Here is a 22,081-nt window from a genome sequence, read left to right as displayed (position 1 = left end):
TCTCCACCGTTGCTCGCGGTGACCTGCGCCCGCGTAGGGCGGGACGCGCAACGCGCGTGCCGCCGAAGCGCCGCGGTGGTCGCGCATGTCGCAAGGTTGCGGCGGGACTCGCGCTGCGCGCTCGACCCGCCCTACGAGTCTCCACCGTTGCTCGCGGTGACCTGCGCCCGCGTAGGGCGGGACGCGCAACGCGCGTGCCGCCGAAGCGCCGCGGTGGTCGCGCATGTCGCAAGGTTGCGGCGGGACTCGCGCTGCGCGCTCGACCCGCCCTACACGATCCGTCGTGCGCGCTCACCACGCGCGCTGGTATTGCGGCGGGGCGTCGATCGCCACGCCGAGTTCCGCCGCCGCGCGCCGCGCGAAGTACGGGTCGCGCAGCAGCTCGCGTGCGAGCAGGACGAGGTCCGCGTCGCCGCGCTCGATGATGCCGTTCGCCTGCGCCGCGGTCGTGATCAGGCCCACTGCGCCGGTCGCGATGCGGGCTTCCCGACGGATGCGTGCGGCGAACGGCACCTGGTAACCCGGCGCCACCGGCACCTTCGCGTGCGGCACGGCGCCGCCCGAGGAGCAGTCGACGAGGTCGACACCGTCATCGCGCAACCAGCGCGCGAGTTCGACGCATTCGTCGATGTCCCAGCCACCCGGCGCCCAGTCGGTTGCCGACACGCGCACGAAGAGCGGACGCGGACGCGGCCAGACCTCGCGTACCGCGGCGACGATCGCGCGCAGCAGGCGCGCACGGCCGGCGAGGTCGCCGCCCCAGCGATCGTCGCGCGTGTTGCACAACGGCGAAAGGAACTCGTGGACGAGGTAACCATGCGCGGCATGCAGTTCTATGACGCCGAAGCCAGCCGCCGCCGCGCGCACGGCCGCCGCACGGAAGTCCTCGACCACCTTCGCGATGCCGTCTTCGTCGAGCGCGCGCGGCACCGGGTAGCCTGCATCGAACGCGATCGCGCTCGGCGCGACCGCGCTCCACGCCGCATCGCCGTGCAAGGGCTTGCCGCCGCGCCACGGCGCGGCCGTGCTTGCCTTGCGGCCGGCATGCGCGAGCTGGATGCCCGCGACTGCGCCCTGTGCCGCGATGAACGCGACGATGCGCGCCCACGCCGCCTGCTGCGCATCGTTCCAAAGCCCGGCGTCGCCCGGAGAAATGCGCCCCTCGGGCGATACCGCGGTCGCCTCGGTGAAGACGAGGCCGGCGCCACCGACCGCGCGGCTGCCGAGGTGCACGAGGTGCCAGTCACCCGGCATGCCGTCGACGGCCGAGTACTCGCACATCGGCGACACCGCGATGCGGTTGCGCAGGACGACGTCGCCGAGCGTGAGGGGATCGAACAGGGCCATGCAAGCGCCTCCGATGGGTCGCGCATGATATCCGGTCCGATCCACGCAGAATCAACGCGCTGACCGCATGTGTTGAGCGGAGTTCGAGAATCGACGCCGGCAATGGCGCGCGCCCTTATCGAAGACTTAACGAAGACTGTGATGCAGTGGACATCGGTTACGGACCGGGGTGGCCTGCATGTTGTCGATCGATCTCGATGTCACGCGCAGCGTCCGCGCCTGCATGGCGTCCTGCCTCGGCGACGCACCCGTCGCCTTCGACCGCGCCGCGCTCGAACGCGTGCACGCGAGCCTGCGCGAGGCGGTCTGGTATTCGCCGAAGGATCGCCGCGCGCTGCGCGCGATCTGCGACGAGCATCCGCAGCAGTTCACGCGCTGGCTCTACGACTGCGAGCGCGACGGCCGTTACACCGGGCTCGTCATGGTGTGGCCCGCCGGCCACGCGACGCCGATCCACGACCATGCCGGACTGTGGGGCATCGAGATGGTCCTGCAGGGCACGCTCAGCGTCGAGGATTACGAACTCGGCGACGAACGCGGGCTGCGCCACATCGGCACGACCGTGCTCGAAGAAGGGCAGTCGTGCGCATTCCTCGGCACCCAAGGCCACGCGCACCGCTGCACGAATCTCTCGGGGCGGCGTGCCGCGGTCACCCTGCACGTCTACGGTGGCCTGCTCGACCACTATCGCAACTTCGACGTCGGACGCGGCGGACGCTTCGTGCCGGTACCGACGCGCGCGCAGGTCGACGGGCACATCGGGGCGATGCGCGCCGGCTGAGTGGCATCCGGCGCTAGGCACGCGCCTGCGTTTTCGGTGACGATACGCGGCTCGATCGCCGCGGAACCGTCGATGCGCCGCTTCACCCTCGTCGCCCTGCTCTGCCTCGTCGCCGCTGCCTGCAGCAGCGTCGCGCCGCGAAACGCCGGGACGAGGCCGCTGATCCTCGTGTCCATCGATGGATTTCGCGCGGACTACTTCGCCCGCGGGCGCACGCCGACGCTCGCTGCCCTCGCCACCGAGGGCGTGCGTGCCGAGGCGATGAAGCCGTCGTTCCCGACACTGACCTTCCCCAACCACTACACGCTCGTGACCGGGCTCTACCCCGATCACCACGGCATCATCCACAACCGCATGTCGGACCCCGCGTTCGAGCACCGCTTCGTCTACAAGGAACAGGCGACGATCGAGGATCCGCGCTGGTGGGGCGGTGAACCGCTGTGGGTGTCCGCGGAGAAGCAGGACGTGCGCAGCGCGACGATGTTCTGGCCCGGCTCGAGCGTCGCGATCGCCGGCGTGCTGCCGACGTACTGGAAGGCCTTCGACGGCAAGGTCACGCCGGACGCGCGCGTCGACCAGGTGCTCGCCTGGCTCGACCTGCCCGCATCGCGCAGACCCCGTTTCCTCACGCTGTATTTCGACCAGGTCGATCACGAGGGGCATGAGCACGGGCCCGATTCGCCCGAGGTCGACGCCGCGCTCACCGACATCGACGCCGCGCTCGCGCGACTCGTCGCCGGCCTGCGCCACCGGAGACTGCTGGACGCGACCGACCTCGTCGTCGTCTCCGACCACGGCCTCGCCGCGACCTCGCCGGAACGGCGCACGTATCTCGACGACGTCGTCCCGCTCGCCGACGTCGACGTCGTCAACTACGGCATCCTCGCCGGCATCGAACCGCGCGCGGGCAAGACCGCCGACGTCGAACGCGCGCTGCTGCAGCCGCATCCGCACATGCAATGCTGGCGCAAGGGCGAGCTGCCGGCCCGCCTGCATTACGGCACGCATCCGCGCATCCCGTCGCTGCTCTGCCTCGCCGGAACCGGCGGCAGCATCACATCGCATGAGTACGACGAGAAGGGCGGCCACTATTCGCCCGGCGAGCACGGCTACGACAACGACGACCCGTCGATGCGCGCCATGTTCGTCGCACGCGGGCCCGACTTCCGCCGCGGCGTGGTCGTGCCGGAGTTCGACAACGTCGACGTCTATCCACTGCTGACGAAGCTGCTCGGCATCACGCCGCGCCCGAACGACGGCGACTTCAGCCACGTCGCCGGACTGCTTCGCGACGGCGCGCACTGACCGCCGCAGGCACGGCTGTCATTCCCGCGAATGCGGGGGAACCATTTTGCTCTGCAATTACAGCCGAATCGCACCGGGACGCGGCGCACCCCTTACGCGCGCGCGAGCCGCTCGACCACCTCGCGATAGCGCCGCGCGATGCGCTCCGCATCGCGATGACGGTGCTCGCGCACGACCCATGCGCCACCCACCATGACGTCGCGCACGATGTTCGCATTGCCGGCGAACAGCCAGCTGTCGACGAGTTGCGCTGGGGTGCGGCCGGCGAGCAGCGGCGACGCATCGTCGAGCACGACGACATCGGCGCGATGGCCGGGCGCGAACGCGCCGAGCGCGCCGCCGGCGGCCTTGGCGCCGCCGGCGAGCGCATGCGCGAACAGCGTCTCGCCACTGCTCGGCTGCGTCGCGCTCGCGCTGATGTTGCGATGGCGCGTGACCAGGCGCTGGCCGTATTCGAGCCAACGCAGTTCCTCCACCGGCGACACCGAGATATGGCTGTCCGAGCCGATGCCGAGTGCACCGCTCGCGTCGAGATACGCGCGCAGCGGGAACAGTCCGTCGCCGAGATTCGCCTCGGTGGTCGGGCACAGTCCCGCCACCGCGCCGGTCGCGGCGAGCCGGCGCGTCTCGTCGTCGGTGAGGTGTGTCGCATGCACGAGGCACCAGCGCGCGTCGACCGGCGCGTGGTCGAGCAGCCATTCGACCGGCCGCGCGTTGCGGATCGCGAGGCAATCCTGCACCTCGCCGATCTGCTCGGCGATATGGATGTGTATCGGCATGCGCGAGACTGCGCGCTGGCGCGGATGCGCAGGAATCGCATCGATCGCGTCGAGCACCGCGCGCATCGCGTCGGCCGGCACGGCGCGCAGCGAATGCAGGGCGACGCCGACGTTCAGTGCCGGCTCGTCGAGCGCGCGCAGGCGTTCGAGCAGGCGCAGGTAGGCATCGACGTCGTGGCCGAAGCGCCGCTGCCGCTCCGACAGCGGCCGGCCGTCGAAGCCGCCGGTCATGTACAGCACCGGCAGCAGCGTGAGGCCGATACCGGTCTCGCGTGCCGCCTCGACGAGGGCGAGCGACATCGCCGCCGGGTCGTCATACGGGCGTCCGTCGGACCGATGATGCAGGTAATGGAATTCGCACACCTGCGTGTAGCCCGCCTCGAGCATCTCCACGTAGAGCTGGGCCGCGATCGCGCGCAGGTCGTCCGGGCCGATGCGCCCGGCGAACGCATACATGACTTCGCGCCAGCTCCAGAAACTGTCTTCGGCCTGCTGCGGCGCGCGGCGCTCGGCGAGACCGGCCATCGCGCGCTGGAACGCGTGCGAATGGAGGTTCGGCATGCCCGGCAACACGATTCGACCGAGCGTGCCCGCACCGGCGCGCGGCGCCTTCGCGTCCACCGCGTGCAGCACCGCCCCTACGGCGGAACGGTCGATCGCGAAAGCGACGTCGTCGGCGAACCCGCCCGGCAGCCAGGCATGGTCGGCGTGGTGAAGCGCGGTCGTCGGCATGGTCGGTCCGTCGCGGCGAAGCGGCGAGCCTAGCCGCGCGCAGCGGGCTTTTCCAGCGCAGGTGCGGCCCCGCCGTGCCGCCGTGGCCCAGCGAGGGAAATTCCTCGTCATCCCGTGATCCCTCGCCCACCCCTCTCCCGTATGCCAGTCCGAGCGCTCATTCCGACGCGCATGAAGGGAGTACCGCGATGGTCGCCAACACCACGATGTTCCGCACCCTGCTCGCCTGCGGGCTGCTGCAGACCGGTGCCGCCGCCGCGCTGCCGCTCGACGGCGCGCTCGACACCGGCTGGGGCCTGTTCAACTCCGGCAAATCGCCGATCGCGTTCGACTACGGCGGCACGATGGTCGACTACGCCAACGGCAGCGTCGTCGGTCCGGACGGCTCGATGTACATCTCCGGCACCGTGCGCGACGCCAACGGCATCGCGCGCATGGGCGTGACGCGCCTGCTGCCGAACGGCCTCATCGACGACAACTTCGGCACCGAGGGGCGCGCGATGACGCAGACCTCGCAGGGTGAGCTGTTCAACACGGCCGGCATCGCGATGCGCAACAACAGCCTGCTCGTCGGCGGCTACAAGAAGACCACGGCCGACAACTGGGACTTCGTCGTCTGCGCGTTCTCGACCGCCGGCGTGCCGCTGCTGTTCAACTCGACGCTGACCCAGTGCGTGACCGCATCGATCGAACCCGGTCCGTCGCTGAGCCGCGACATCCCGTACGGCATCGCCGTGCAGCCGGACGGCAAGATCGTCATGGCCGGCACCACCGCCGTCGCCAGCGCCGCCGACACCTATGCCGCGTTCGTGCGCTTCGAAACGGGCGGCGCGCTCGACCATACCTTCGGCCTGAGCAATTCCGGCATCCAGCTCATGCGCACGAGCAACTTCATCCGCCACCAGATCAATGCGGTCGCGATCGCTTCCAACGGCAAGATCGTCGCGGTCGGCAAGACCGACGTCGTCGGCGGCAACGACAGCTCCGCACTCATCGTGCGCCTGGAGGCGGACGGCACGGTCGACCAGCTCTCGCAGTCGGACGAATGCGCGTTCGAAGTGGACGGCAGCAACTCGCGCGACACCGAGCTGCTCGACTTCGCGCTCGTTCCCGGCAGCGGTGGCGAAGACGACCTCATCACGGTCGGCTATGCGCAGATGTCGGGCACCGTGCGCAGCGGCCTGATCGCCAAGCGCCTCGGCTCGACCTGCGCCTACGACGCGAGCTTCAGCGGCGGCGACGGCACCAATGGCTACACGGTCCTGACTGCCGGCGACTCGATGAGCTTCGAATCCGTCGCCGTGCAGCCGAACGTCGGCTACGTCGTCGCGGCGAACTACACTCCGACCGGCGGCGACAGCGACTGGCTGATCGGCCGCTACCGTCCCGACGGCACGAGTGACCTGCTGATCAACCAGATCGACTTCGGCGCTCTCCACCAGAGCGACCTCGTCGCCGACGTGCACGTGTTCCATGACGGCATCTACGTCGCGGGCAGCTGGCTCAAGTCCGGCGTCAACTACGACTTCGGCGCGGCGCGTCTCCTGCTCGACCAGATCTTCGCCGACGGGTTTGACGATTGAGCGCAATTCACCCTTGGGAAATGCTTTGGGCCGCCTTCGGGCGGCCCGCTTTTCCTGGGGGTCGGGATCGAGTGTGGAGGGCTGAAACGCGAGAGCCGGCTTTTACGAGAGCGTGCCTGGCTCGCACCGCGAAGGCCATCGCTGCCAAACGTCGTTGCCCGCCCGCCATGTCGGTCGCGCGCGGGCCCACCGCGCTGCGATAATCGCCCATCGATCACGACGACGAAGGTTTCGATGAACGCCGATTGGGACGGACTGCTGCTCGACGCGCGCCTCGCCACGATGCAGGCCCACGGCGCGCCGTACGGCATGGTCGAGCGAGGCGCCCTCGGCTGGAAGGACGGCACGATCGTGTTCGCGGGCGCGCAATCCGACCTTCCCGGCGATCCGGCCGGGCTCGCCGCACGCGTCGAATCGGCACACGGCGCGCTGGTCACGCCCGGGCTCGTCGATTGCCACACCCACCTCGTGTTCGGTGGCGACCGCGCCGACGAGTTCGAACGACGCCTGGAGGGCGCGAGCTACGAGGAGATCGCACGCGCCGGCGGTGGCATCGCCTCGAGCGTGCGCGCGACGCGCGCGGCGAACGACGACGCGCTGTTCGCGCAGTCGCTGCCGCGGGCGAAGGCATTGCTCGCCGACGGCGTGACGACCATCGAGATCAAGTCCGGCTACGGCCTCGATGTCGACAGCGAGCTGCGCATACTGCGCGTCGCCCGCCGCCTCGGCGAGGCGCTCGGCATCGGCGTACGCACGACGCTGCTGTCGGCGCACGCGCTGCCGCCCGAATACGCGGGTCGCCCGGACGACTACATCACCCTCGTCTGCGAGGAGATCCTGCCCGCGGCCGCGCGCGACGGTCTCGCCGACGCGGTGGATGCATTCTGCGAGAAGATCGCGTTCACGCCCGCGCAGACGCGCCGCGTGTTCGATGCCGCGCGCGCCCACGGCCTGCGCGTGAAACTGCACGCGGACCAGCTGACCGATCTCGGCGGCGCTGCGCTCGCGGCCGAATACGGCGCGCTCTCGGCCGACCACCTCGAATGGACCGGCGAGGACGGCGTGCGCGCAATGGCCTCGGCCGGCAGCGTCGCCGTGCTGCTTCCGGGGGCCTATTACGCGCTGCGCGAGACGAAGCTGCCACCGATCGACGCGTTCCGCGCCGCCCGCGTGCCGCTCGCGATCGCGACCGATCTCAACCCGGGCACCTCACCGCTGCTGTCGCTGCGCCTCGCAATGGGCATGGCCTGCACCCTGTTCCGCCTCACGCCCGAGGAAGCGCTGCGCGGCACGACCATCAACGCCGCCCGTGCGCTGGGGCTGGCCGACCGCGGCGTGCTCGCCGACGGCATGCGCGCCGACTTCGTGGTCTGGGATGCGGAGCGGCCGGCGGACCTGTGCTACTGGATCGGCGGCTCGCTCGCACGCGCGGTCCATGTCGGCGGGCGCGCGATCGCGCGATGAGTTCCGCGTCGGGCAATCCATTCGACGCAATCGTCATCGGTGGCGGCGCGGCCGGCCTCATGTGCGCGCTGACCGCGGGCCAACGCGGCAGGCGCGTGCTGGTGATCGAGCACGCGAACCGCGTCGGCAAGAAGATCCTGATGTCCGGCGGCGGCCGCTGCAACTTCACCAACACCGGCGTGACGCCGGCGAACTATCTGTCGGCGAACGCGCACTACTGCAAGTCCGCACTCGCGCGTTACACGCCGGCCGACTTCATCGCGCTGGTCGAGCGGCACCGCATCGCGTACCACGAAAAGGAACTCGGCCAGCTGTTCTGCGACGACTCGTCCAAGCAGATCGTGCGCCTGCTGCTCGACGAATGCGCCGACGGCGGCGTGCGCATCGAGACCTCGTGCGCGATCGAGCAGGTGCGCCACGGCGACGGCGGCTTCCACGTCGACACCGCGCGCGGCGTGTTCAGCGCGCCCGCACTCGTCGTCGCGAGCGGCGGCCTGTCGATCCCGAGCATGGGCGCGAGCGGCTTCGGCTACGACCTCGCGCGCCGCTTCGGGCACACGGTATTGCCGACGCGCGCGGGGCTCGTGCCGCTGACATTGTCCGGCAAGCACCAGGAACGCCTCGCCGATCTCGCTGGCGTCGCGGTGCCGATCGAGGCGCGCTGCGGTCGCGCGCGCTTCCGCAACTTCATGTTGTTCACCCACCGCGGCGTGAGTGGCCCGGCGATCCTGCAGATCTCCTCGTACTGGAACCCCGGCGACGACCTGCGGCTCGACCTCCTGCCCGGCGAAAACGCGTTCTCGTGGCTGCGCACGCAACGCGCCGAGCGCGGCGCGAGCGAACTGCGCACCGTGCTGGCGGAGCGCCTGCCGAAACGGTTCGCGCAGCGCCTGTGCGAGCACTGGCTGCCGGATCGGCCGATGCGCCAGCTCGGCGACACGGAGCTGCGCGACATCGCCGCGCTGCTCGCCGCATGGCCGCTCGTGGCCAGCGGCACCGAAGGCTACCGCACCGCCGAAGTCACCCTCGGCGGCGTCGACACCGACGAGCTGTCGTCCTCGACGATGCAATCGAAACGCGTCCCCGGCCTCTACTTCATCGGCGAAGTCGTCGACGTCACCGGCTGGCTCGGCGGTTACAACTTCCAATGGGCCTGGGCCTCCGGGCACGCGTGCGGCATGGCGCTATGAGGTGCGCTCGCCGGCCAGAAGCCAAGCCCGAGCCAAAGATTGAAACACGGAGCATACGGAGCACGGAGAAGGCGAGAAGAGGAAAAGCGTCTTGCGGAAGCGCACGTAGCGCGGATCAAGGCACGCAGCGCCGGATCCGCCGCCCGTGAAGGTCCTGGATGTCGTGTCCTTCGTGTTTCAAGCTTTCCGCTCTTCTCCCCGTACGCCCAGCAAGCGCGACACGGTAGCGTCCTTTTCCTGCCATAGCGCATTCATCCAGGCCTGGAAGCGTTCGCGGAAGGCGGCGTCGTTCTGGTAATCGCCGCCGATGAACTCGCTGGGAATCGGGCGCTCGCGCACGTCGACTCTCACTTCGCGGATGCGGCCGCCGAAGAGGTCGAGCATCGTCGGCTTGCCGTCGGGATAGGCAATCGTCACGTCGAGGATCGCCTGCAGGCCGTCGCCCATCGCGTCGATCACGAATGCGACGCCGCCCGATTTGGGCTTGAGCAGGTGCGCGTACGGCGACTCCTGCGCGGCGTGCTTCGCGCTCGTGAAACGCGTGCCTTCGACGAAGTTCATGACCGACACCGGAATCGAACGGAATTTCGCGCAGGCGCGCCGCGTCGCCTCGATGTCGCGACCGGCGAGCTCGGGCCGCCGCGCGACCTGCTCGCGCGTGTAGCGCTTCATGAACGGGAAATCGAGCGCCCACCACGCGAGGCCCATCAGCGGCACCCAGAACAGCTGACTCTTGAGGAAGAAGCGCAGCAGCGGGATGCGCCGGTTGAAGATCTTCTGCAGCACCGGGATGTCGACCCAGCTCTGGTGGTTGGCGAGCACGAGGTAGTGGCCGTCGCGGTGCAGCTGCGCCTGTTCGCTCACGACGAAGCGCGTGCGCGTACAGAGGTCGATCATGCGGCTGTTGAACGCGATCCAGCTTTCGGCGATGCCGGTCAGCAGCGCATTGCACGCGCGGCGCACGGCCGCGAACGGCAACACCGCCTTGAACAGCGTCACCGCGAACAGAGGGATCACATGCACGATGGTGCTGAGGACGATCGGCGTGAACGCGAGGGCGGCGCGAAACCAGGTCGGCATGGGATTTCCGGGACGAAGGCGAGTGGCAGCCTAGCCGGGATCGGTCGCCGAGGCGACCGCGACCATGCGGCGCGTCGTCGCGCCTTCGGGCGGCCCCTGCAGGAACGCACCCTGTGCGTGACCGGGCCGCGGCGGCGCCTGGCCTTCACCGCCCGCCACGGCCGTGTCGATTCCGCCCCTTTTCATTCGTCGTCCTGACGAAGCCGGGGAAATCTCCGGCGTCATGCCCCTTCAACGAACCCGAGGAATTCCCGATGCGTTTCCTGTCGATGATCCGGATCAACGAAAACACCGGCCTCGTGCCGAGCGAAAAACTCATGGCCGACATGGGCCAGCTCATGGCCGAAATGACGCGCGAAGGCACGCTCGTCGACACCGCCGGCCTGCGCCCCACCGCCGAAGGCAAGCGCATCCGCTACGCCCACGGCAAGATTTCGATGACCGACGGCCCGTTCACCGAAGCGAAGGAAGTCATCGGCGGCTACGCCGTACTCGAAGCCACCTCGATGGACCACGCGGTCGAACTCACCCGCCGCTTCCTCCAGGTGCACGGCGACGAATGGAACATCGAGTGCGAGGTGCGCCAGATGGAATGCGGCCGCCCGGATTTCATCGAGAACCCGTAGGTTCGCCGTTGGGCGGAAGCCGGTACCCGGCACCTCCGACCGCCAACGCATCATCGTCCCGGCGAAAACCCGGGACCCGGCACCTCCGGCCCCAACGCATCGTCGTCCCGGCGAAAAGCCGGGACCCAGCGCCTTCGCTCACGATGTCGTCATTCCCGCGAAAGCGGGAATCCATTGTGCTTTCCATGCCGCGAACAGTTGGAGCGTCCTGACGAACAGAGGAGCTGGCTCCCGGCTTTCGCTGGTATGACGAGGACTGTGGTTTGCGATGGAACGCAGGGCTTGGCAAGGACACGGGCGAAAAGAAAAGCGGATCCCCCGCTGCCGCGGGAATGGCGTCGACAACCGATGCGCGCGAGCCTGCCCTTACGCCCGCGCCGCTTCTTGCTGTTGTCGTTGCTTCTCTCTGCGGTCGGCCGGGTCTCGACGATCTGGTTTTCGCCGCTCAACCTCCCGCGATCGCCGCGAGATCCGCGACGCTCGCGAACTCCTCTTCCGGCGCGTGTTCCCGGAGCGACTCGATCGTCGCGTAGCCCCATGCGACCGCGCCGAACGCGATGCCCGCCTTCCTCGCGGCCTGGAGGTCGACCGACTGGTCGCCCACGTAGATCGCCTCGCTCGCGGTCATGCCGGTCTTCTTCAGCACACTGCGCAGGCTCGCGGTCTTGCCGAACATCGACATGCCGCATTCGAAGTGGCGGAACAGCTGCGTGGTCGCGGGCCCGAGCACGCGGCTCACGTTGTCGTAGGCATTGGACGACACGACCGCCAGCGCGACCCCGGCATCCGAGAGCTGCGCGAGTGCCGCGTCGACGCCGTCGAACGGGCGGATCGTGTGGATCGACTCGCCCATGCGCGTGATGAAGTCCTTCGCGACGAACGGCAGCTTCCACGCCGGCAGCCCGACGTGGCTCATCATTTGCCGCGGACTGTGCCCGCGCAGTGACGGCGCGGTCGCGGGATCGATGCGCGCGAAGCCATGCTTGTCGGCGAGTTCGTTGAACGTCGCGGTGAAGAACGGAAACGAATCCGCGAGCGTTCCGTCGAAGTCGAAGATGGCGAGGCGGTACTTCATGCACGAATTCCCTGCGTGGCACAGCGCAGATGTCGGCCCGATATGCAGGGCGCGTCCGGCGCGAAGCCGCGCATGCTACGCATCCGTCGGCGCAAAGGCCATCCACGCCGCGTTCGTCCATGCGACAACCACTACGCGCCGTCCGTGGACTCCAGGTACGCCGAGTAGCAGAGCGCGCACCCTAGCGACGCGATGGCCTGCAGGTCCTCTGCCCTCCCTGTGGGCGACCGGATGATGCGTCGAGGGTCGATGCTGCGGTCGCGCACAGGGTGCGCTCCTACAGGGGTGCGGCGAGCCGTGGGATCTCCTGTAGGAGCCTACCCTGTGGGCGACCCATGGCGCGACGAGGTTCGATGCCGCGGTCGCGCGCAGGATGCGCTCCTACAGAGGTGCGGCGAGCCGTGGGATCTCCGGTAGGAGCCCACCCTGTGGGCGACCGATGATGCGGCGAGGGTCGATGCTGCGGTCGGATCCGCCGCGCAGTTCCGTTCGCGCTGAGCGCAGCCCGAAGCGGGCGGAGTCGAAGCGCTCGCCGGGCAGTGGCATCGGCCGCGGCGGCCGTTCGACTTCGGCCTGCGGCCTGCGCTCAGGGCGAATGGAATGGTGGGTGTTCGTGGGAACACGTCGCGATCAACCGCGCACGCACGCGCGCGACCTGCGAGAATTGCACATGCCTTCCTTCTCCTCGATCCCCCTCCCCCCCGCCCTCCACCGCTCGCTCGAGACGCTCGGCTATGCCGAGATGACGCCCGTGCAGGCGGCGACGTTGCCTGCGCTCATCGGTGGGCGCGATGTGGTCGCGCAGGCGCCGACCGGCAGCGGCAAGACGGTCGCGTTCGGGCTTGGCCTGCTGCATCGGCTCGATCCCGCGTTCGTCAAGCCGCAGGCGCTCGTGCTGTGCCCGACGCGCGAGCTCGCCGACCAGGTGGCGCGCGAGATCCGCCGGCTCGCGGCGACGATCCCCAACCTCAAGGTGCAGCTGCTCACCGGCGGCATTCCGGTCGGCCCGCAGCTCGCCTCGCTGCGCAAGGACTCGCACGTGATCGTCGGCACGCCGGGGCGGGTGCAGGAGATGATCGAACGGCAGGCGCTGCCGCTGGCGAAGGTGCGCACGCTCGTGCTCGACGAGGCGGACCGCATGCTCGACATGGGCTTCGAGCCCGCGATCCGCGAGATCGTCAAGCACCTGCCGCCGAAGCGACAGGGACTGCTCTTCTCCGCGACGTTCCCCGAGGACATCCGGCGCATCGGCCGCGAGCTCCTGCGCGAGCCGCTCGAGGTCACGATCGAAGGTGCCGACGAGCAGCCGGAGATCGACGAACGCTGGTTCGAGGCAGAACCCGCGCGCAAGCCGGCCGCGCTCGCGGCCGTGCTCGCGCAGTTCCGTCCGGAATCGAGCGTCGTGTTCTGCAACACGCGCCGCGACGTCGACGACGTGGTCGATGCGCTCGCCAAGGCCGGCGTCGACGCGCTCGCGCTGCACGGCGACATCGAGCAGCGCGATCGCGACGAAGTGCTCGTGCGCTTCGCCAACCGCAGCTGCAGCGTGCTCGTGGCGAGCGACGTCGCCGCGCGCGGGCTCGACATCAAGGACCTGGCCGCGGTCATCAACTACGAACTGCCGCACGACAGCGACGTCTACCGCCACCGCATCGGCCGCACCGCGCGCGCGGGGGCGAAGGGACTCGCGCTCAACCTCGTCGCGCCGCGCGAGATGCAGCGCGCGAAGACGCTCGAAGCCCTGCGCGACGCGCCGCTGCACTGGAGCGCGATCCGCGCCACCGCGAAGGTCGACGACCTGCACGCGCCGATGGCGACGTTGCGCATCGACGCGGGCCGCACCGACAAGATGCGCCCCGGCGACATCCTCGGCGCGCTCACCGGCGACGCCGGGCTCGCCGGCGACGCGGTCGGCAAGATCGACGTGTTCCCGACGCGCTCCTACGTCGCGATCCGCCGCAGCGAGGCGGGCAAGGCGCTCGAACGCCTGCGCGCCCGCGGCATCAAGGGGCGCAAGGTGCGCGTGGTGCGCCTGTGAGCGACCCGCACGCGTATGCGAACGAGCCCGGTGACGACGACGTCGTCGCGGCGACGCGGCGCTGGATCGAACGCGCGGTGATCGGGCTCAACCTCTGCCCGTTCGCGCGCGCGCCGTACGTGCAGGATCGCCTGCGCATCAGCGTGAGCCACGCGCGCGACGCCGATGCGCTGGTCGAGGACCTGCGCAAGGAACTCGAATGGCTGCAGGGCGCGGATGCGAAGGCGTACGAGACGAGCCTGCTCGTGCATCCGTTCGTGCTCGGCGACTTCGAGGATTACAACCAGTTCCTCGACGTCGTCGATGCATTGCTCGAAGCGATGGAGCTCGACGGCGAGATCCAGGTCGCGAGCTTCCATCCTGACTATTGCTTCGCCGACGCGCATCCGGACGACATCGAGAACGCGACGAATCGTTCGCCGTGGCCGACCTTGCACCTCCTGCGTGAGTCGAGCATCGATCGGGCGCTGGAATCGGGAATGGACACCGATGCGATCTACGAACGCAACATCGGCACGTTGCGCACGCTCGGGCGTGCGGGTTGGGATGCGTTGTGGAGCGGGCGCGAGGATTGACCTGCCGCCCCCATGAGGCGCCGATCGCGCCTCGTTCTTCGTCATCCCGGCGGAAGTCGGCATCCTGCCTTGCGCGCTGACCGGGGAATGGACCCTCGCCGCGCCTCTTAGTCATCCATCCTTCGGACATCGGACCTGTCGGAGGAACACGGGAGCTGGATCCGGTGTTTCGCCGGGATGCCGAGGACTGTGGTTTGCGGCGCAGGCTCGGGCCTGGCGGGTGGAACAGGCGCTGGATCCCGGCTTCCGCCGGGACGACAGAGGGTGGCTCTCGACCAGGGCCTACCTCGTGGCTCGATACGATGTCGGTGCAGGCGCAGCCGACGATGCGACTTCCTCGGGTGGCATGCCGCAATCGGCGGGCGTGAGCGGTGCCGGTGCACCGGCGCGCAACGCCACGCGTGGAGTCATTGCGGCGAGCGCGCGCACGTAGGCGTCCGTGTACACCGTCGCGCATGCGCGCGACAGGTGCGAATACTCCGGCGGCACGAGCGCGCGCATGACCGCGTCGTCGTCGCTGTGCACGCCGCGCACGCCGCCCGCGGCGAGCAGTGCGTCCCAGGCCTGCGCGCGCGGCATCTGCGCTTCTTCGAATGCGCGGAAGGTCGGATGCGACGGCGGCCGCAGGAAGATCACCTCGCCGCCGCGCGCGCGGATCGTCGCGACTGCATCGTGCAGTTCGCGTTGCGCGGTGGCGATCGCTTCCCCGGAAATCGGTCGCGGCGGGCGCCCGGCGCCGAAACCCCAGGCGGCGCGCTGGTGGTCGCGCAGGCGCTCGTCCGTTTCGATGCGCGGCCACAGCCATGTCTGGCGATCGTCGCGCGTCACGCCGAGCTTCCACAGGCGCTCGGCCGTGCCGATGCGCACGCCGGGGCGCCAGTCGTCGTCGAGGAAATGCACGAGCCGCGACAGGCGGAAGCGGTCGTCGAGGAATGCGAAGACGTGCGACAGTGCGCGGTGCAGATGGAACGACGCGCGCACGGCCGGCGATTCGAAACGGTAGCGTTCGAGCGCGCCGCGACCGAGACCTGCATCGGCGCCGAAGAACGAAGTGTGCGCGATACCGACGACGACGAGGCCCGCATAGCGCGAATGCGCGGCGAGGTCGACGAGGAACGGGCGCGCGTTGCTGCCGGCGATCGCGAGCTGGATCGGCCGCACGCCCGTGAGCGCCTCGTAGCGGTCGAGATCGCTGTCGAACAGCATGCGCGAATCGCCGAGGAAGACGACGCCGGGCTCCTCCACATCGATGCGCCGGCGCTGCTCGGCCCATGCCGACGGTCCGTCATCGATGTCGCCTGCTTCGAGTCCGACCGCGCGCATGCGCCATTCCCAGACGCCGACGCCGAATGCGAGCAGCAGCATCGCGCTCGCCAGGATGCGCGGCCACGGCTGCGGCGGTATGTCGCGCACCGGCACGGGTTGCGCGACGCCGGGGCGGTCGGAGGCGGTCAGGCGCACGAAGCCTGGGCGCACCGGTGCGCGATCATCGATCTGCTCTCGCATCGAGGCATCGACACTCGACATGGCTACTGCGCCGTCAGAACTGGAAGTAGATGAACGCATTGCCGCTGCCCTGTTCGATCACGATCGCCAACGCGAGTAGCGCCCATGAGCCCGACAGCACCGGCGCGGGTACGGCAGCGAGCGCGGCCTCGAGCGTGCGCGTGCGCATCAATGCGTGCGCGGCGACGATGCCGGCGACGATGAGCACGGTCGTGACGATCTCGATCGCGGGCAGTATGGGCACCGCGCCGGCGTTCGCCGCGGCCATGCCCGCGAGCACGCGCCACGCGCCGCCGAACGTGTGCGCGCGGAAGAACACCCAAGCCACATGCACGAGCAGGAACGTGAGCACGCCGAGCGCGAACAGCTGCGCGCGCGACGGCTCCAGGTTCGCGTACCGCGCACGCAGGAAACGTTCGACGGCAAGGTAGCTGCCATGCAAGCCGCCCCAGACGACGAACGTCCAACTCGCGCCATGCCAGAGTCCGCCGAGCAGCATCGTCGCAAGCAGCGCCATGTAAGTGCGCGCGGGGCCGTGCCAACTGCCGCCGAGCGGAATGTAGAGGTAGTCGCGCAGCCACGCCGACAAGGTGATGTGCCAGCGGCGCCAGAAATCGGAGAAGCCGATCGCCGCGTACGGAAAGCGGAAGTTGTCCGGCATCGCGAAGCCGAGGCACATCGCCGCGCCGATCGCGGTGGTCGAGTATCCGGCGAAGTCGCAGAAGATCTGCCCGCCGAACGCAAGCGTCGCGATCCACGCGTCGAGGATGCCGGGGATCTGCGAACCGTCATACACCTTCTCCACCGGCGCGGCGAGGAACCCGTCGGCGAGCACGATCTTCTGGAACAACCCGAGCGTCATCAGCGCGAGGCCGAAGCAGAGCTGGTTCGCGTCCGCGCGCCGCGGCGATTCGAACTGCGGCACGAGTTCGGTCGGGCGCAGGATCGGTCCCGCGACGAGGTGCGGGAAGAATGTCACGAACAGCGCGTAGTCGAGGACGTTGCGCGCGGGCGCCGCGCGGCGCAGGTACACGTCGAGCGTGTAGGACATGGTGGCGAATGTGTAGAACGAAATGCCGACCGGCAGCACGATGTCGAGTTCCGGCGGCTGCCAGGCGACACCGAGGCTCGCCACGAGCACGGCGAAGTTCTGCGCGAGGAACCCGCCGTACTTGAAGTACGCGAGCATGCCGAGGTTGGCGACGACCGACAGCAGCATCCAGGCGCGGCGCGCATGCGCGCCCTGCACGCTGACGAGCTTCTTCGCCGCCCACCAGTCGACGACCGTGGAGATCCACAGGAGGATCACGAACGGTGGATTCCACGCCGCGTAGAAGAGGTAACTCGCGACGAGCAGGTTGACCTTGCGCACCGTCCACGGCAGCGGCAGCGAATGCAGCGCCAGCACGCCGGCGAAGAACACGACGAACGTGAGCGAATTGAAGACCATCGCCACCCTCCCGGTCAGCGCATGGAATCCGCGTGTCGCGGGCACGGCCACCGACTTCGTCGTGCCACCGCAGGCGCGGCGCGCGGAGTGTGCGCCGCGTCGTCGCGTGGTGCAATCGAAACGCGTGGCGGGCGAGCCCATGGTTTCGTCATCCCGGCCAAGGCGGGATCCAGCTCCTGCTGATCTCCCAACGTGGATCAGGACCAGCAGCGAGCTTCGCGATTACCCAATGCTGCGGAGGTGGATTCCGGCTGACGCCGGGATGACGAGAATTGGGGCTCTGTAGGTCGTCAGCTCGCCGCGGACTGCGGAGCTGGATCCCGGCATTCGCCAGGATGACGACAATGGGGCGTCAGTCCGCCTTGGATGATGCCGACGGCTCGCCGTCGGCGAACACCGCGAACATCCCCGCATACGGCCTGACCAGCACCGCAGCGGCGCCGGCATAGCCGCCTACCGGTGTCCAGAAACGCGACAGCGTGCCGTCGAGGTAGAGCGCGTCACGGCAGCCGAGTTCGTCGCGGAACATCGCCGCGAATGCATGGAACGACAACGGCGCCTCGCTGACTGCGAACAGCACGCGGCCCGGTTCCGGCGCGCACACGCCGCTGCGCCATTTTAGGCTATCGGAGGCGGCGTCGAAGTTCGGGTTGAGCTCGCCGTCGATCACGAGCATCGGTCCCGACTGCGTCGCGAGCCGCGCCGCGATACGCGACTTCTGCCAGCGCGCGGTCGTGACGACGCCGGCGCGATCCAGACGATCGACGTAGAACACGCCGTTCGGCGGCAACGCAAAATTGCCGCGCCCGACGCCGGTGCGCGCGGTATTGAGGGGCCGCACCGTGTGGCCATCCTCGATGTGCAGGCCGAGCGGGCGGTACTGGCTGTCGTAGATGCCGGCGTTGGCGGCGAACAGCAGGGTGCGTCCGTGACCTTGGCCCCATTCGCGCAGGCGGTCGACGGCACCGAACGGACGTCCGTCGTCGTCCTTCCAGTGCAGTTCGAGGCGATCGGTGGCGAGGTCGATCTCGACGACGCGGCAGTCGACATCACCCGCGCGCACGGTACGCAGCGCGGGCGCCGCCGCGAGCGGAGCCGCGCCGGCGAGGGCCAGGACGAGCGGGACGAGGATCACGCGCATCCGTGCATTGTCGCCCAACCGGCGGCCGTTCGCGTTCGGTTTCGGTTATGCGCGACGCGATCGGCCGCATATCGACCCGCGGCGGGGACGCGCCGCTCTTCTTGCAGCGGGCGCCCCTCCACTGGCCTTGGGGCTACACTCGGCGCCTCTCCCACGCCGGAACCGCCATGCCCAGCTTCGATATCGTCTCCGAAGTCGACAAGCACGAACTCACCAACGCGGTCGACCAGGCCAACCGCGAACTGTCGAACCGCTTCGACTTCAAGGGCAGCGATGCGAAGTTCGCGCTCGACGGCTACGTAATCACCGCGTCGGCGCCGAGCGACTTCCAGCTCAAGCAGATGCAGGACATCCTGCGCGCCCGCCTGACCGCACGCAGCATCGACGTGCGCTGCCTCGACGTCGCCGAGCCGGAGATCAACCTCGCCACCGCGCGCCAGAAGGTCACGGTCAAGCAAGGCATCGAGCAGGCGGTCGCAAAGAAGATCGTCGCCTCGATCAAGGCCGCCAAGCTCAAGGTGGAAGCGCAGATCAACGGCGAGAAGCTGCGCGTGACGGGCAAGAAGCGCGACGACCTGCAGCTCGCGATCGCCGTGTTGCGCAAGAGCGACTTCGACGTGCCGCTGCAGTTCGACAACTTCCGCGACTGAAAGATTGCCTGGAGCAGAAGATTGTCTCGTGATCCTGCTCCCGAGAACGCGTCCGTCAGCGCAGGCTTACGGTTCGGCCTCGCCAGAGCGGATCCTGCCAGCGGTAGAACGTGCTGAGCGAATCGGGCTTGTCGGCGCGCTTGTCGATCGCGAGCGTGGCGAGGTCGAGCACTTCGAACGTGCGCGAGAAGCGGCCGCCGGTGCGCACTTCGCGTGCGGCGAGCAGCTTGCGACCGCCCGGCACCCAGCCGGCGAACTCGACGTAACCGATCCCGGGCGCATCGCCGGCGGGTGGCACGACGTCGACGTTCCAGTCATCGCCGACGCGGTGGAACACCCACATCTCGCGCCAGGCATCGAGCGGCTGCACCGCGAGCGTGAGCGCGGTGCCTGCGCCATTCGCGCGCGCGGAGTTCGTCCACACCGCGCCGTAGGTACAGCGCTGGAACAGCGGCGCCTTCCCGCCGTGCTTCGCATCCACGAGCCGGATGCAGGTCTCACCCGGCTGGCCCGCCGCGGTCGTGATTGCAAGACCAGTCGCGCTCTTCGCCGGCGCCGGTTCCGCCGCCCAGCGCACGGCGCCGACGCGCATCGCGGCGTCGTTGTACGCGGCCATGTCGTCTTCGGCGAGTTCCTGCCGGTTCACGCCGGCGAGTTCCTGCAGCGCGCGCGCCGCGGCTTCCGCTGGCGATTCAGCGCGCCGCACGCGCTCGAACGCGAGGCTCGACCACACCGATGCGGCGCGCATGCGCACGCGGTTCCTGAGGTACTCGGGCAGCTCCGTGCGCGGCACGCGCTCGAGCACGTCGGCGCGCCAGCCGTCGAGGCTCGCGCGCTCGAATGGCGTGGTCGCGGGGTCGATGCACTCCTCGCGCGTGAGCGCGAGCGCGGCGCGCGCCTTCTGCTCGGCGTCCGCGGGCAAGGCCATCACGCGGCGGAACGCGTCGCCGTCGTAGCAGACCTGCACGCGGCCGTCGCGCTCGAGACTGCGCATCGCGACGCCGTAACCGGCGACGACTTCGAGGTGCGCTGCGACCGCGGCGTCGTTCGCCTTGCTGCGGGTGGACGACGCGCGGCGCGCGAGGCGTTCGGCCATCGTGCCGAGCGCGTCGAATGCCTCGGCGTCGATGTCCTGCCCCGGCGCGGCTCGCAGGAATGCGGCCGCGTAACCGATGCCGAGCGCTTCCGCGCCGGGCGTGTCGCGCAGGAAGCGCACGACCGCGAGCAGCCCCGCCGCGTCCTGCGGTTGCAGCGACAGCAGGCGTACCTGGCTCGCGCGCACGTAGCCGGCGCGTTCGCGGCGGTGGTCGTACACCTGCAGGTAGTCCATGCGACGGCCGCGCACTTCGAGGCTGTCGCCCTGCCAGAGCATGACCTGCTGTTGCGCCGACTCGCGGGGCGCCGAGCGCAGCGCGGACTGGTCGATGACGACGATCGCGGTCGGGTTCGGTGCGGGTGCGGCAGGAACGTTCGTCGCGGATTCGGCCGCGTGGGCACGGACCAGCGAGAACAGGCCGGCGAGCAGGACGATCCCCTTCGCTTTCATTGTTCACTCCCCGTCCGTGGTCTGCGCAACGGCCTGCGCCTTCGCACCGCCGATGAGGTTCGCACCGATGAAGCCGCCATCCACAGGCGGCGGCGCGATGATCACCGACACCTTGTCCGACAGCTTGTCGGCGAGCGTCTTCTGGATCAGCAGCGGGTGCTTCGTGATCAGCGCGCCATCGCGCTCGAGCTGCTCGCTCGCGACCTTGCCGAGCTGCTCGACGCGATAGGCGTCGGCCTCGGCGAGCTTGCGGCGCGAATCGGCCTCGCCCTGCGCCTCGATACGGCGTGCCTCCGCCGCGCCCTCGGCGGTGCGGATGCGCGCGCCCGTTTCGGCATCGGCCTCGAGCGGGCGTTGCTCGATCTGCTTCTGCTTGAACGGGATCACGTGCTTCATCGCTTCTTCCTGCGCCTTCGCCGCAATGACCTGTTCGTTCGCGCTCGCTTCGGCCGCCTTCTCGCGCCTGACCTTCTCGGCTTCCGCCTCGAGTTCCGATTGCTTGACCTGCTTTTCCTTGAGCTCGAGCGTGTACTGCATCTGCTCGGTCTCGAGCTCGACCGCGAGCAGCTTGTCCATGCCGGCGCGGTAGTCGGCCGGCAGGTCGACATTGCCCATCGTCACGCGACGCAGCGCGATGCCTTCGGCGGCGAGCAGCGGCTTGAGCTCGCCCTCGATCACGTCCTGCAGTTCCTGGCGCTTGCTCGAGAAGATCTCGCGCACCGTGTAGCGCGTGAATACCTTGTAGACGACGCCCAGCACGAGCGGCTCGACGAGTTCGCCGCCGACGTCGTCGGGCAGGCGCGCCGATTTCTCGGCGAGCGTCGCGGGATCGATCGCGTAGCGGATCGACAGTTCGACACCGAGTGAAAGCCCCTCGGACGACTGGAACGGCGCCTCGCCGTCGGCCTTCGCGCTGCGCGTGGGGGCGTAGGTCTGGTCCTGCAGCGAATAGCGGCGCAGCTCGTGGATACCCGGCAGCACGAGCGCGACACCTTCGCCGAGACGCGTGCTCGTGCCGGTGAGACGGTTGAGCCGCACGCCGACGTCCTGGCGGCCGACGGATTCGAGCGGTGGATGCTGGTAGATGCCGTAGCCGATCGCGACCGCGACGGCCAGGGCGATGGTCTTGACGTTGAGGAATTTGCGCGAAGTTTCCTTGACGACACGCAGACGGTCCGACACGTTGCCCCCGATGTGACGCTTCGACTCGATT

The 22,081-nt window shown here is 69.2% G+C and carries 19 protein-coding genes; 9 read left to right on the top strand and 10 right to left on the bottom strand.

Features of this window, described 5'->3' with window-relative positions; genetic code table 11:
* Nucleotides 1–291: 291 nt before the first annotated feature.
* Nucleotides 292–1,347, bottom strand: a complete 1,056-nt coding sequence (locus ACTHK2_RS10100) for an NADH:flavin oxidoreductase/NADH oxidase (protein ID WP_440245582.1) — start codon at nucleotides 1,345–1,347, stop codon at nucleotides 292–294.
* A gap of 178 nt (nucleotides 1,348–1,525) precedes the next feature.
* On the opposite strand from ACTHK2_RS10100, the gene ACTHK2_RS10095 reads away from it, so the two are divergent.
* Both ACTHK2_RS10095 and ACTHK2_RS10090 read left to right on the top strand, forming a co-directional pair.
* Complete coding sequence (locus tag ACTHK2_RS10095) at nucleotides 1,526–2,128, top strand: cysteine dioxygenase (RefSeq protein WP_440245581.1); 603 nt, start codon at nucleotides 1,526–1,528, stop codon at nucleotides 2,126–2,128.
* Nucleotides 2,129–2,200: 72 nt separating this feature from the next.
* Nucleotides 2,201–3,433, top strand: coding sequence for an alkaline phosphatase family protein (locus ACTHK2_RS10090; protein WP_440245580.1), 1,233 nt, complete (start codon nucleotides 2,201–2,203; stop codon nucleotides 3,431–3,433).
* Nucleotides 3,434–3,525: 92 nt separating this feature from the next.
* On the opposite strand, the gene ACTHK2_RS10085 is transcribed toward ACTHK2_RS10090, so the two are convergent.
* Entirely contained in the window at nucleotides 3,526–4,944 is a 1,419-nt protein-coding gene (locus ACTHK2_RS10085) for a formimidoylglutamate deiminase (RefSeq protein WP_440245579.1), read from the bottom strand.
* A 188-nt stretch (nucleotides 4,945–5,132) separates the two neighbouring features.
* On the opposite strand from ACTHK2_RS10085, the gene ACTHK2_RS10080 reads away from it, so the two are divergent.
* The 3 genes from ACTHK2_RS10080 to ACTHK2_RS10070 all read left to right on the top strand — a co-directional run bounded on the left by ACTHK2_RS10080 (nucleotide 5,133) and on the right by ACTHK2_RS10070 (nucleotide 9,181).
* A complete protein-coding gene (locus tag ACTHK2_RS10080) occupies nucleotides 5,133–6,527 on the top strand; it encodes a hypothetical protein (RefSeq protein WP_440245578.1) in 1,395 nt (464 codons plus the stop codon).
* 234 nt (nucleotides 6,528–6,761) lie between these two features.
* Nucleotides 6,762–7,991 (top strand): imidazolonepropionase, encoded by a 1,230-nt coding sequence (gene hutI / locus ACTHK2_RS10075; protein ID WP_440245577.1) that lies wholly within the window; start codon nucleotides 6,762–6,764, stop codon nucleotides 7,989–7,991.
* The gene (locus ACTHK2_RS10070) at nucleotides 7,988–9,181 is read left to right on the top strand and encodes an NAD(P)/FAD-dependent oxidoreductase (protein WP_440245576.1); all 1,194 of its coding nucleotides are present in this window, start codon (nucleotides 7,988–7,990) and stop codon (nucleotides 9,179–9,181) included. The genes hutI and ACTHK2_RS10070 overlap by 4 nt, the downstream gene beginning before the upstream one ends.
* A gap of 177 nt (nucleotides 9,182–9,358) precedes the next feature.
* Here the strand turns inward: ACTHK2_RS10070 and ACTHK2_RS10065 are convergent, their stop codons facing one another.
* Together ACTHK2_RS10065 and ACTHK2_RS10060 are read right to left on the bottom strand one after the other, a co-directional pair.
* Entirely contained in the window at nucleotides 9,359–10,261 is a 903-nt protein-coding gene (locus ACTHK2_RS10065; RefSeq protein WP_440245575.1) for an acyltransferase, read from the bottom strand.
* Between the two features lie 30 nt (nucleotides 10,262–10,291).
* Nucleotides 10,292–10,447, bottom strand: a complete 156-nt coding sequence (locus tag ACTHK2_RS10060) for a hypothetical protein (RefSeq protein ID WP_440245574.1) — start codon at nucleotides 10,445–10,447, stop codon at nucleotides 10,292–10,294.
* Between the two features lie 68 nt (nucleotides 10,448–10,515).
* Here ACTHK2_RS10060 and ACTHK2_RS10055 point away from each other — a divergent pair, with 68 nt between their 5' ends.
* Nucleotides 10,516–10,887: a YciI family protein gene (locus ACTHK2_RS10055; protein WP_440245573.1), complete on the top strand. Its 372-nt coding sequence runs from the start codon at nucleotides 10,516–10,518 to the stop codon at nucleotides 10,885–10,887.
* Nucleotides 10,888–11,332: 445 nt separating this feature from the next.
* Here ACTHK2_RS10055 and ACTHK2_RS10050 read toward each other — a convergent pair whose 3' ends face one another.
* On the bottom strand, nucleotides 11,333–11,962 hold the full coding sequence (locus ACTHK2_RS10050; RefSeq protein ID WP_440245571.1) for an HAD hydrolase-like protein: 630 nt from the start codon (nucleotides 11,960–11,962) through the stop codon (nucleotides 11,333–11,335).
* Nucleotides 11,963–12,632: 670 nt separating this feature from the next.
* On the opposite strand from ACTHK2_RS10050, the gene dbpA reads away from it, so the two are divergent.
* Together dbpA and ACTHK2_RS10040 are read left to right on the top strand one after the other, a co-directional pair.
* The gene (dbpA, locus tag ACTHK2_RS10045) at nucleotides 12,633–14,000 is read left to right on the top strand and encodes an ATP-dependent RNA helicase DbpA (RefSeq protein WP_440245570.1); all 1,368 of its coding nucleotides are present in this window, start codon (nucleotides 12,633–12,635) and stop codon (nucleotides 13,998–14,000) included.
* Nucleotides 13,997–14,575 carry a DUF1415 domain-containing protein gene (locus ACTHK2_RS10040; protein WP_440245569.1) on the top strand — a complete coding sequence of 193 codons (579 nt, stop codon included), beginning with the start codon at nucleotides 13,997–13,999 and terminating at the stop codon, nucleotides 14,573–14,575. Before dbpA ends, ACTHK2_RS10040 begins: the two co-directional genes overlap by 4 nt.
* Nucleotides 14,576–14,857: 282 nt before the next feature.
* Here the strand turns inward: ACTHK2_RS10040 and ACTHK2_RS10035 are convergent, their stop codons facing one another.
* The 3 genes from ACTHK2_RS10035 to ACTHK2_RS10025 form a co-directional block, all read right to left on the bottom strand.
* The gene (locus ACTHK2_RS10035) at nucleotides 14,858–16,081 is read right to left on the bottom strand and encodes a hypothetical protein (RefSeq protein ID WP_440245568.1); all 1,224 of its coding nucleotides are present in this window, start codon (nucleotides 16,079–16,081) and stop codon (nucleotides 14,858–14,860) included.
* 34 nt (nucleotides 16,082–16,115) lie between these two features.
* A complete protein-coding gene (locus ACTHK2_RS10030) occupies nucleotides 16,116–17,531 on the bottom strand; it encodes an MBOAT family O-acyltransferase (RefSeq protein ID WP_440245567.1) in 1,416 nt (471 codons plus the stop codon).
* 352 nt (nucleotides 17,532–17,883) lie between these two features.
* Nucleotides 17,884–18,672 (bottom strand): phosphodiester glycosidase family protein, encoded by a 789-nt coding sequence (locus ACTHK2_RS10025; protein ID WP_440245566.1) that lies wholly within the window; start codon nucleotides 18,670–18,672, stop codon nucleotides 17,884–17,886.
* A gap of 167 nt (nucleotides 18,673–18,839) precedes the next feature.
* Between ACTHK2_RS10025 and ACTHK2_RS10020 the strand changes: the two genes are divergently transcribed.
* On the top strand, nucleotides 18,840–19,322 hold the full coding sequence (locus ACTHK2_RS10020; protein ID WP_440245565.1) for a YajQ family cyclic di-GMP-binding protein: 483 nt from the start codon (nucleotides 18,840–18,842) through the stop codon (nucleotides 19,320–19,322).
* Nucleotides 19,323–19,377: 55 nt separating this feature from the next.
* Here the strand turns inward: ACTHK2_RS10020 and ACTHK2_RS10015 are convergent, their stop codons facing one another.
* Both ACTHK2_RS10015 and ACTHK2_RS10010 read right to left on the bottom strand, forming a co-directional pair.
* Nucleotides 19,378–20,868, bottom strand: a complete 1,491-nt coding sequence (locus ACTHK2_RS10015; protein ID WP_440245564.1) for a hypothetical protein — start codon at nucleotides 20,866–20,868, stop codon at nucleotides 19,378–19,380.
* Between the two features lie 3 nt (nucleotides 20,869–20,871).
* The coding region (locus ACTHK2_RS10010; RefSeq protein ID WP_440245563.1) for an SPFH domain-containing protein at nucleotides 20,872–22,081 on the bottom strand (1,210 nt) is incomplete at its 5' end.

Source organism: Dokdonella sp., assembly GCF_051958935.1.
Taxonomy (GTDB): Bacteria; Pseudomonadota; Gammaproteobacteria; order Xanthomonadales; family Rhodanobacteraceae; genus Dokdonella_A.
The sequence above is the reverse complement of the archived record's forward strand: the minus strand, read 5'-3'. Positions and strand labels throughout refer to the sequence as shown.